Raw genomic sequence first — 11,567 nt, 5'->3', positions numbered from 1 at the left:
GGCCCTAAATTAGAATTTAGCTCTTAGCATGAAACCAACGGTTCTGGTTGCAGGGTTAGTACCAGCACTTGTGATGGTCTGAGTCCAGTTGGAACCTGCGGTCAATACTTCAGGATCTAGGTCCTTGATATTTCTATATAGGAAGAACAAGTTTCTTCCGAATACGGAAATGTTCACATTGCTAGCACCGATTTTCTGAGTAAGGCTGTTAGGAATAGTGTATCCTAGTGTAAGCTCTCTCATTTTCAAGTAGGTATTGTCCTCGATATACAACTCATATCTTGACTCAGAATACTGTGGACCACCCCAGTTATACGTTCTTTGGTAGTACAATGCTTGAGAAATTACATTGGTGTTAGCCTGACCATCAGAATTCACACCGTCCATCAACATACCATCATGGTAAACTTTTTCTCCATTAGGACCAGCCGCAGTGGAGTGATCCACTTGTACTCCTTTACCATCTGCATTTTGGTAATATGCCAATCCTCCAGTCTCCTCATTTCTATATTTGGTACTTTCTTCAGTCAAACCACGTGAGATCATCCAATTGATACCAGTAGGCATTACAGATCCGCCTACCTGGAAGTCCATCAGTGCAGAGAAGTTGAAGTTCTTATAAGATAGGTTATTCATAAAACCACCTACCAAATCTGGATTATAGTTACCTACTCTTTTCCAATTATTGGCATCGATCTTATACAAACCGTTTGGCTGCACAATTTTATTTCCATTGGCGTCAGTTTCTATCGGGTGAGCAAATAGATCTCCCATAGGGCGACCTACAACAGATCTCAACTGTGCTGCGTTACCATCATAGTCAGCATGAAGGAGTTCAGTTGCATTGTTAGCCAATTTCTCAACTGTGTTCACGTTTCTTGCCAAGTTCAAGGTCATGTCCCAAACAAAACTTCCGCTTTGCATGATTGTGGAATTCAAGGCCAATTCAATCCCTTTATTTCTCAATGTACCGATATTGGTCAAAACTGATCCAGCACCACTGGTTGCTGGAAGAGTCAGTGGAAGGATCTGGTCACGGATCTGCGCATTATAATAAGAGATATCTAGTCCCAAACGATTATTGAACAAGCGAGTATCCATACCGATTTCAAATTCGTGCTTTTGTTCAGGTCTGATTCCATCATTTCCAAAAGAATTAGGAATTACAGTATACAAAACTGACGAACCTCCATCTTGCTGCACACCTAGGGTGTTTTGATTATAGGCAATGTTTGCTCTATATACAGCTGGATAGTTACCTACAATACCCCAAGAACCTCTCAATTTTGAGAAAGTGATAAATTCTGGCAATTGAACCATATCAGAGATTGCCAAACTCGTATTTACAGAGGGATATACAAATGCATTGTTTTGAGGATTCATGGTAGACGTTCTATCTCTACGAACAGTACCTTCTAAGAACCAAAACCCTTTGTAATCAAAATTCACTGTGCCAATGAAAGCATCAATCACTCTATTAAATCTATTTGAGCTACTGTTTGCGATATTATTAGAAGCAACCAAGTCAAATAAGTTTTCACTACTCAAGCCACCATTGGTACTTCTACCTGTGCTACTATTGGTCTCTTTGGTCGCTGTATAACCTGCCAATGCACTAATGCTGATATCTTCTGATAAACTTTTAGTGTAGTTCAAAAACAAATCCCCATAAAGGATGCTGAAGTTTTCAGAAAGCATACCGAAGTAACCCGAATTCCCGAAAGCCAAAGGTCTTTCAGTTGCTCTTCTATCCTCTGTATATCTAGAAGTGAAGTCATTGGAGATTCTAGCTCTAAAACTCAAATCATTCGTGATCTGATAGGTATTTGTCAATACTCCGATCACACGATTAGAAGTCTCATCAAGATTATGTTTGTTCACTCTCCATACATAGTCACCAATGTCACCCATAAAGCCATTGTATACAATATTTTCATCTGGAGTTAAACTCTGACCTGTTCCTGTCACAAATCTATAACCTCGACTGGTTTGATATCTGTCCAAGTACCAAGCACCATTATCAAATCTAGACATCATACCGCTAAAATTATTGATCATACGGTCAATAGAGTAAGGTCTGTTGGTGGTGTTCTGGTTCACATAGTTTACCATTATATCGGTTTTCCACTTTTTGCTTATTTTGAAAGAAGCATTCAAGTTGGCGATATTCTTATTGTTTTTTGAGTTCAAACTCAAGGCCTCGTTATCCTGACGAGTCAAAGAGAATCTGAAGTCAGATATATCAGTACTGTTGGCAATGGCCACGTTTACAGAAGAACTCAAAGGATTGTTAAACAAGGCAGCGTAGTTGTCTTTCTGAGCCACATAAGGTCTGATTTCACCATCCCAAGATTTGGTTGGCTGACCATCAAACTCAGGACCGAAATTGATAGAAGTATTTGGCAAACCTCTAGAACCGTCCGCATAAGTAATAAAACCATCATCTTGCTGACCCAAAGAAAAAACATGGCTTGGCCCCCCTGGACCTCTTACATTCTGATAACGAGGAAGGTAAGCGATTTCATCTCTTGCCATGTTAGCGCTAAAGTCAACAGTAAATCCTTTTTTACCAGAATTCCCTTTTTTAGTAGTGATCAAAACGACCCCATTTACCGCTTCAGAACCATAAAGAGCTGCTGCAGATGCACCTTTCAAGATAGAAATGTTTGCAATATCCTCTGGGTTAATATCCAAGAGACCATTACCTCTCAATCTTTGATCACCCCAATAGTTGTTATTGGTAACGTTCTCGTTTCGAATAGGAACCCCGTCCATAATGATCAATGGCTGAGTATTTCCCGTAATGGAGTTTAGCCCCCTGACAGTGATATTCACCGCAGAAGTAGCCCCACCTGCTCCGGACTGGATTCTTACACCTGGAGCTTTACCATAAAGTGCTGTTGCTACGTTTGGCGTTCCTACTTTAGTAAGCTCAGCTGCATTTACCGTGCTGGTAGCATAACCCAAAGACTTCTCTTTTTTATCCATACCAAAGGCTGTTACCACAAATTCTGAAAGTTCGCTGGCATTTTCCTCTAGGTAAATGTTAATCTCAGATTGATTCCCAACCGTAACCTCCTGAGGCGCGAAACCAATAAAAGAAAATACCAAAACCGAATTTGGTCCGACATTAATAGAATACTCACCATCTATATTAGTGGTGGTACCCGTCTGGTTCGTTTTGTCCAAAACTGTGACACCCGGCATCGGCTCTCCGTCCGGCGAAGCTGTCACAACTCCCTTCAAAACTCTTTGCTGACCTTGTGCCAAAGTCGCGGCACTTAAGATCATCACCAGAGCGAAAGCAATTGATAGAACTTTTCTCATAGTAAATAATTAATGATTAGAAAATAAATGAGTTTATTGACTGACCTGCAAAAGCTTTAGTTATTAACAAATCTTTAAGATCTATTTATTCACAAAAGGACTGATTATGTGTCATTTAGCTTTCAAAAATTTTTGAAAACAACATTGCAAATACAAGTCGATGCAGTAAATCTAAAAATTTCATAATCCATTCAAAACAATTCAATAATATTTTTTATTAAAAAGAGGGTAAATAATTAAATTTTTTAAAAAAGTATTTCAGAATAAAATTTATTTTAGACATCTACTAAGATTGCTATACAATATTTTGTTTATTAACCACCCCCATACAGAAAATTTCATTCCGATTTATGGGAGTTTTTAAAATTTATGAAAAGTCAAAAAAAAAGCCTCTCAATTTCTTGAGAGGCTTTAACTAGCTAGTTTTCAGAGCATATTATCTCAAAAACAGCATTTCTCTATATTTCACTAATGGCCAAGACTCATCGTCTACCAATAGTTCTAATTTATCTACAGCATATCTGATCTTGTCAAAATAAGCTTCCTTAACATCTGTTTGATAACCTTTGGCCATCTTCACGATATCTTCTTCTTTGTTAAGTTTCTTTCTTGCCTCGATCATTGCAGTAATATTAGACTTCAATGCTTCGATATGTTTAGAAACTTCTTTGATGGTCTCTACCGCGGCAGTATGATCCAAACCTAGACCTTTCAGACCATTGGCATTCTGAATCATTTTGTTTTGGTAAAGGATAGCAGTTGGGATAATGTGATTCAATGCCAAATCTCCCATTACTCTACCTTCAATCTGAACTTTCTTGATGAAGTTTTCAAGCATGATCTCGTGACGTGCATGTACCTCAATGTGGTTCATTACATTATGTCTTTCGAAAAGCTCTTTTGTTGCTTTTGTATTATACACATCAAGTGCCTGAGGTGTAGATTTCAGGTTAGAAAGACCTCTCTTCTCAGCTTCTTTAGCCCAAGCTTCTGAATATCCATCTCCCTCAAATCTTACTTTTTTGCTATCCTTAATGTATTTTCTCAAAACATTAACGATTGCAATTTTCTTCTCTTTACCAGCAGCCATTTCTTTTTCGATGTCTTTTGCCATCGTTTTCAAAACATCTGCTACGATTACGTTCAATGCAGTCATTGGACCAGCCACGTTAGCTTGAGAACCTACCGCTCTGAATTCAAACTTGTTTCCTGTAAATGCAAATGGAGAAGTTCTGTTTCTATCAGTATTGTCAAGGATGATTTCAGGAATCTTAGAAATTCCCAATTTCATATACATGTTATCTCCTTTTTCGATCTTGATATTTCCGTTTTTCTCAAGCTCATCCAATACTTCAGTAAGAGTAGCACCCAAGAATACAGAAATGATAGCAGGAGGAGCTTCATTAGCACCAAGTCTATGGTCATTACCTGCAGAGGCAATACTTGCTCTCAAAAGATCAGAATGATCATAAACCGCCTTGATTGTAGCAACCAAGAAAGTCAAGAACTGAAGATTCTCTCTTGCAGAATTGCTTGGCTGGAATAAGTTAACGCCAGTATCAGTGATTAGAGACCAGTTGTTATGCTTTCCACTACCGTTTACTCCAGCAAATGGCTTCTCATGAAGTAGAACTTTAAGATCATGTCTCTCAGCTACCTTCTCCATCACGTCCATCAATAACTGGTTGTGATCAGTTGCTTTGTTGATTTCTTCGAACAAAGGAGCAACCTCGAATTGACCTGGAGCAACCTCATTGTGTCTGGTCATTACAGGAATACCCAATTTATGAGCTTCGATTTCGAAGTCCACCATAAAGTCTTTTACGCGAGTTGGGATTGATCCAAAGTAATGATCATCCAATTGCTGACCTCTAGCTGGGCTATGACCGAAAACAGTTCTTCCCGCCATGACCAAATCTGGTCTTGCTGCGAAAAGTGCCTTATCAATCACAAAATATTCTTGCTCAACACCCAAAGAAGGGAATACTTTTTTCACGTTTCTATCAAACAACTGGCAGATATTGATCGCTGCTTCGTTGATAGCTTCCATTGATTTCAACAATGGAGTTTTGTAATCCAAAGCCTCTCCAGTGTAAGACACGAAGATGGTAGGGATACAAAGTGTGTTTTCAAAAATGAAGATCGGAGATGAAGGATCCCAAGCGGTATATCCTCTTGCTTCAAAAGTAGATCTGATTCCACCATTAGGGAAAGAAGAAGCATCTGGCTCTTGCTGTACAAGTGCACTTCCTTTAAATTTCTCAAGTCCACCTAGCGCATCAAAAAACGAATCATGCTTTTCAGCAGTTGAGCCTGTCAGTGGCTGAAACCAGTGTGTATAATGTGTTACACCTTTAGAAAGGGCCCAGGTTTTTACAGCGGATGCAATTTCTTCTGCAGTGGAAACATCAATTTTGCTTCCTTTGTCAATTGCCTCCATTACTTTTTTGTAAACAGATGGAGCCAAAGACTCTTTCATTTGCGCTGTTCCAAAAACATTTTCACCAAAATAATTTGATATTTTGGTGGATGGTGCTTTTACAGCTACTCGCTGTCTAGCCTGCACCATAGACAAGGCTTGTTGTCTGAGTGTTGCCATTTCTACAATTTGTGGTTTAAGATTATACTCACAAAAATAGAAAAATACTGACTCGAAAATGAAAATGCTTGAATTTTGAGCTCATTTTTTGAAAAATTTACAGTTTTTTCAAAAACACATGGTCTTTTTGACGCCATTTCGTCCAAAAAAGTGATTTTCTGTTCTGAAATTAGAAAATTGAAAACATCCAGAGATTAATTACCTTTGCAAACTCATAAAGAAGGAGCTAAAAGTGAAAAAGGTAGCATTTTATACACTAGGTTGTAAACTGAACTTCTCTGAAACTTCCACAATCAGCAGGCAGTTTGAGGACAAAGGGTATTTAAAAGTGGATTTTCAGGAAAATCCAGACATTTTTATCATTAATACCTGCTCAGTAACCGAAAATGCCGATAAGAAGTGTAAAAAGATAGTAAAGGAAGCAAAAAAGATCTCTCCCAATTCTTATGTCACTATCATTGGTTGTTATGCTCAGTTAAAACCAAAAGAAATTTCTGAAATCCCGGGAGTAGACGCTGTTCTAGGTGCAGCAGAAAAATTCCGATTAATCGAGCTTTTGGATGATTTTGCGAAAGCTCAGGAAACAAAAGTACTGGCATCAGAAATCCAGGAGGCCACGACCTATAATAATGCCTACTCTATCAATGATAGAACCCGTACCTTTTTAAAGGTGCAAGACGGCTGTAATTATGGATGTGCTTTTTGTACGATTCCACTTGCAAGGGGCAAAAGCAGAAGTAATACCATCGAAAGTGTCATCGCTTCAGCAAAAGAAATAGCAAATTCAGGAGTAAAGGAAGTAGTTCTTACTGGGGTCAATATCGGAGATTTTGGAATAGTAGATGGCAAGCGAAATGAGCGTTTCGCTGATTTGGTTTATGCTTTAGACGATGTCGATGGAATCAATCGATTTAGAATTTCATCAATTGAGCCGAATTTATTAACCAACGAGATCATCAGCTTTGCAGCAACTTCAAAGCGATTTGTCCCTCATTTCCACGTACCTCTTCAGTCGGGCTCCAATACCATTTTGCGAAAAATGGGGAGAAGATATCTGAGAGAATTATATGAGGATCGCGTGAGTAAAATCAAAGGGTTGATGCCCCATGCATGTATAGGTGTGGATGTAATTGTTGGTTTTCCAGGCGAAACAGACGAATTGTTTTTGGAGACTTATAATTTTCTCAATGAATTAGACATCTCTTATTTACATGTTTTCACGTATTCAGAAAGAGCTAATACAAGAGCGGTAGAGATGGATGGAATCGTGCCGATGAAAAAGAGAAATGAACGATCCAAAATGCTCAGAATACTTTCTGAGAAAAAAAGAAGGAAGTTTTACGAAGAAAATCTAGGCAAAACCTTCTCCGTTTTATTTGAAGAAGATATTGAGGATGGAAAAATACACGGCTTTACAGAAAATTACATTCGTGTAGCTGCCAAGTATGATCCAATGTTAATCAACGAGGTAAAAATGGTTACACTGGACAGAATCAATGAATCTGGAAATGTAGAAGTCATCGAACCTGAAATGATTTACGAAAAGCATTAAAGCTTAATAATCACAAGGAATTTCAGAGCCAAGGGATGTTCTTTTCGAATATTCTTGGCTCTTTTTTTTTTGATGCATTGTAACCCATTCAATTTTTATAAATTCAGCAGGGCTAAATGATATTTTTGTGAAAGAACCTGAAAAACTGAATTTGGTAAAAGACGAACCTTGGCTGGAGAGTTATGCTCCAAAAATCTCTGATAGATACCATAGATTTCAAGCTTCTTTAAAAGAAATTGAAAATTTCAGCGGCAGTATCACAGAGTTTGCCAGAAACCATGAGTTTTATGGAATTCACTTTGAAGCCTGGAGAAAAGGTTGGGTTTATCGGGAATGGGCTCCTGCTGCAGAGGCACTCTATTTTTTTGGTGACTTCAATAATTGGGATAGGACTTCTCACCCGATGAAGAAAAGTCCGAGAGGAGATTGGGAAATCTTTCTTCCCTTTGATGAATACAAAGATCGATTTGTACATGGAAGTAAAGTAAAGGTCCACGTCATTGGAGCCAATGGAAAACTGGACCGAATACCCGCTTATATAAGGAGAGCTATTCAGGATGAAAAAAGTCATGACTTTGCCGGGCAACTTTGGTTCGAGAAGGAGTTTAATTGGACAGATCAATCCTTTTCGCTATCCAGAAGCCTTCATCAACCATTGATTTACGAATGCCACGTAGGGATGGCACAGGAAAAGCTGGGAGTCGGGACTTATCAGGAATTTGAAGAAATCACCCTCCCTAAAATAAAAGAGGCTGGATATAATACCATTCAGATGATGGCCATTATGGAGCATCCATATTATGGATCTTTCGGTTATCATATTTCAAACTTCTTTGCTCCAACTTCTCGTTTTGGCACTCCAGAAGAACTAAAATCACTTGTTAACAAAGCTCATGAACTAGGAATTGCTGTGGTGATGGACATTGTTCATTCGCATGCGATAAAAAATACAAATGAAGGTCTAAATGAATTTGATGGAAGTGACCATCAGTATTTTCACCCTGGAGCAAAAGGATATCATGAAGGCTGGGATTCCAAGGTTTTTGATTATGCCAAGTGGGAGGTTAAACAATTCCTGCTGAGTAATATCAGATACTGGCTTGAAGAATTCCACTTTGATGGGTTCCGCTTTGACGGAGTCACATCCATCATGTACCAACATCATGGTCTATTTATGGATTTTGACAATGTCGATCTTTATTTTAATTCCCAAGTTGATGAAGATGCAATCGTCTACCTCCAACTTGCAAATAAGCTTATTCATGATCTGAAACCAGACAGCCTTTCTATTGCAGAAGATGTGAGCGGGATGCCTGGACTTTCCAGAAAAATCGAAGATGGAGGAATTGGCTTTGACTTCAGGATGGCCATGGGCGTTCCCGATTATTGGATCAAAACCCTGAAACACAAGCAAGATGAAGAATGGGACATGTTTGAGCTTTGGCACCAACTGTCCAATCGTCCAGCAAAAGAACGTTCAATCTGCTATGCAGAAAGTCATGATCAGGCTTTGGTAGGAGATAAAACACTCGCTTTCAGATTAATGGATAAGGAAATGTATTTTTCCATGTCAGTTTTAGAGCAAAATCTGGTCATCGACCGGGGAATCGCGCTTCATAAATTGATCCGGATGATTACCCTTAGCTTAGGAGGCGAAGGCTATTTGAATTTTATCGGTAACGAATTTGGACATCCAGAATGGATTGATTTCCCAAGGGAAGGAAACAACTGGAGCTATCAGCATGCCCGAAGACAATGGTCATTGATTGAAGATCCTTTGCTACGCTATGGACAGCTGAACGCATGGGACAAGGAAATGATACAGCTGGCAAATGAATATGATATTCTTGCCTCAAAACCTGCTGTTCAACTTCATTTAGACCCAGATAAAAAGATCTTGGCTTACGAAAGAGCCGGATTGATTTTTGTTTTTTCCTTTAATCCAACGGCCTCCTTTTTTGGGTTTGCGATTCGAGTTTTGGAAGAAGGGAATTACAAAATTTTACTGAATTCAGATCAAAAGGAATTTGGGGGATTTGAAAGGCTAGACAATAAAATCAACTACCCTACAGATAAAAACCAATGCCTATTAGCCTATGTGCCTAATAGGACTATGATGGTTTTTAAGAAAGTGGATTAATTCTAGCTGGGTTCAAAAAGGAAAAATCAGCAAAGCATGCTGGCTCACCGTATTAAAATCTCTCCAAACACGATTCAATTCTGTCTGCGTTTTTGCTCCTTCTAATCCAGAAAAAGGAAATAGTTCTGAATTTACTCTCCTGCAAGTTGAGGTGAGAAGTCTACTTTTTTTACTGATCTTCTTAAGTCTGGAATCAGAGATTTGCCCTTCCTTTTCCAACTCAACCCAAGCCTTTTCTATTTGTCTGTAGAATTGCTTCTTATGTTTTTTGACTTCTATTCTATTGTCTTTCAACAGTTCGGAAAAGTATCGCTGATGCTTTTTATCGTATTTTCGATATTCATGCCTTTTCCAAAAAGACTCCTCTATTAAGTCCATTAAATGGAATGAAATACCAAGGATGTTCACCGCTAATGTTGCCTCGGCAAATTGCAGAAATGGGAATTTATAAATCGGATCTGGAAGGCTTGTTTTCTCTGGAATGATTTCAAAACATCGATCCTTCGAAACATGGAGGTTTTCGGTTTTGAAGGCATGACTTCCCGTGGCAATCATTCCCATGTAGTTCCATCCATCGAGAATCTGAACTTCCTCTTTTTTAAGAATAAAAGCCTTGATAATGGGATTACCTTCTTCATTTAGAACCGCATTTCCATTTTCAAAGATTTCGCAATTCCCAGTAAAATGCGTCGCATGAAGAGCCCCAGAAGCATAGGTCCAACTTCCCGAGATCAAATATCTCTCTCCTATTTGATCCGCTTTTCCACCAACAAAACCACTTCCAGCCAAACAAAGGTTTTCTCTCGTGAAAAATTCATTTCGAATAGATTCTTCCATAAAGCCAACAAACCAAGCCGCACCTGCACAAAGCGTAATGGTCCATCCTAAACTACCATCTAATCTGGCTAGGCTTTCTTCATATTTTAAAGCCTGCTTTAGAGGTAAACCCAGCCCTCCCAGTTCCCGAGGGACAAACAGCTTGAACCACTTTTCCTCATAGATAACAGAAAGCCATTCCTCTGGTAATTTCCCAATGGATTCGGCTTTAGAAGCGAGCTGGTGATTAAATAGTTCTGAATTTCGCATCGCGGTTTTCTAATTCTTTTTTCCAATCCAGGTACCCGAAAATAGCCACCACAAAAAGGAAAAGGGTTAAAAATGAAACTAAGATGAGTTGCTTATGGAAAAGCAAAGGAATAGCAACCAGATTGGAAACATTCAGCCAAATCCAGTTTTCAAGCTTTCTTTTAGCCAAAAGCCACATTCCTGCCCAAGCAGTTGCAGATACAAATGCATCTAAAATTGGGACATCGGAGTCAGTGAAATATTTTAAGGCAAAGTATAAAAACACCCATCCTCCAAGAGCAATAGACCAAGTGATTTTCTGGTCATGAATGGTGCTTTTAGATATTTGCCCGGCACCTGAAGCTGATCGGTTTTTCCACATTGCCCAGCCATAAATGCTCATCACCAAATAATAGCCATGAAGCAAAGTTTCTGCATAAAGCTTCGCATCAATTAGCAGGAAGGAGGAACACAAAATCCCTACTATACCGGCTGGATAAAGCAGAACATTGATTTTTCTAGCTAATAATACTTCAGTGACGCCAAAGCCTACTGCAATCCATTCGAGTAGACTTGTAGCTTGAATCTGCTGCCAAAGCAGATCGAATTCAATAAAATTTTCCATTTGAATAATTAGTAATCATTATTCAAAAAAGGGAGAACAATTAATCTATTCCCTACGCCGGCACTACCCGGATCAGGTGCTCAGCAATTGCTTGCTGATGGGTATGATCTCAGCCCGTAAATTTTGGGCACCCCTTATTTGATACTGCTAATATATAAAAATACTTCCCCTAATACCTGAAAAGTACCCAAACTGATTCTCACTAACTTATTGTTTCCGATCAACCTGAATTCTCTATAAGTTTAAACAATTATCCATC

The 11,567-nt window shown here is 38.8% G+C and carries 6 protein-coding genes; 2 read left to right on the top strand and 4 right to left on the bottom strand.

Annotation, left to right across the window (positions count from 1 at the left end; genetic code table 11):
- Positions 1 to 9: 9 nt before the first annotated feature.
- Both FHS59_RS04060 and FHS59_RS04055 read right to left on the bottom strand, forming a co-directional pair.
- Positions 10 to 3,327 carry a SusC/RagA family TonB-linked outer membrane protein gene (locus tag FHS59_RS04060; RefSeq protein ID WP_184493290.1) on the bottom strand — a complete coding sequence of 1,106 codons (3,318 nt, stop codon included), beginning with the start codon at positions 3,325 to 3,327 and terminating at the stop codon, positions 10 to 12.
- A 436-nt stretch (positions 3,328 to 3,763) separates the two neighbouring features.
- Positions 3,764 to 5,926 carry a glutamine synthetase III family protein gene (locus tag FHS59_RS04055; RefSeq protein ID WP_184493288.1) on the bottom strand — a complete coding sequence of 721 codons (2,163 nt, stop codon included), beginning with the start codon at positions 5,924 to 5,926 and terminating at the stop codon, positions 3,764 to 3,766.
- Between the two features lie 232 nt (positions 5,927 to 6,158).
- On the opposite strand from FHS59_RS04055, the gene mtaB reads away from it, so the two are divergent.
- Together mtaB and FHS59_RS04045 are read left to right on the top strand one after the other, a co-directional pair.
- Positions 6,159 to 7,478, top strand: a complete 1,320-nt coding sequence (gene mtaB, locus FHS59_RS04050; protein ID WP_184493286.1) for a tRNA (N(6)-L-threonylcarbamoyladenosine(37)-C(2))-methylthiotransferase MtaB — start codon at positions 6,159 to 6,161, stop codon at positions 7,476 to 7,478.
- A 127-nt stretch (positions 7,479 to 7,605) separates the two neighbouring features.
- Positions 7,606 to 9,618 carry an alpha-amylase family glycosyl hydrolase gene (locus FHS59_RS04045; protein WP_184493283.1) on the top strand — a complete coding sequence of 671 codons (2,013 nt, stop codon included), beginning with the start codon at positions 7,606 to 7,608 and terminating at the stop codon, positions 9,616 to 9,618.
- 12 nt (positions 9,619 to 9,630) lie between these two features.
- Here FHS59_RS04045 and FHS59_RS04040 read toward each other — a convergent pair whose 3' ends face one another.
- Together FHS59_RS04040 and pnuC are read right to left on the bottom strand one after the other, a co-directional pair.
- Entirely contained in the window at positions 9,631 to 10,704 is a 1,074-nt protein-coding gene (locus tag FHS59_RS04040; protein WP_184493281.1) for an acyl-CoA dehydrogenase family protein, read from the bottom strand.
- Positions 10,682 to 11,308: a nicotinamide riboside transporter PnuC gene (gene pnuC, locus FHS59_RS04035; protein WP_184493279.1), complete on the bottom strand. Its 627-nt coding sequence runs from the start codon at positions 11,306 to 11,308 to the stop codon at positions 10,682 to 10,684. Before pnuC ends, FHS59_RS04040 begins: the two co-directional genes overlap by 23 nt.
- Between the last annotated feature and the right edge of the window lie 259 nt (positions 11,309 to 11,567).

It is taken from the genome of Algoriphagus iocasae (assembly GCF_014206875.1).
Taxonomy (GTDB): domain Bacteria; phylum Bacteroidota; class Bacteroidia; order Cytophagales; family Cyclobacteriaceae; genus Algoriphagus; species Algoriphagus iocasae.
The sequence above is the reverse complement of the archived record's forward strand: the minus strand, read 5'-3'. Positions and strand labels throughout refer to the sequence as shown.

Coding starts and splice junctions, on each gene's coding strand:
- FHS59_RS04060 (WP_184493290.1), bottom strand. CDS start 3,327: ATGAGAAAAGTTCTATCAATTGCTTTCGCTCTGGTGATGATCTTAAGT.
- pnuC (WP_184493279.1), bottom strand. CDS start 11,308: ATGGAAAATTTTATTGAATTCGATCTGCTTTGGCAGCAGATTCAAGCT.
- FHS59_RS04040 (WP_184493281.1), bottom strand. CDS start 10,704: ATGCGAAATTCAGAACTATTTAATCACCAGCTCGCTTCTAAAGCCGAA.
- FHS59_RS04055 (WP_184493288.1), bottom strand. CDS start 5,926: ATGGCAACACTCAGACAACAAGCCTTGTCTATGGTGCAGGCTAGACAG.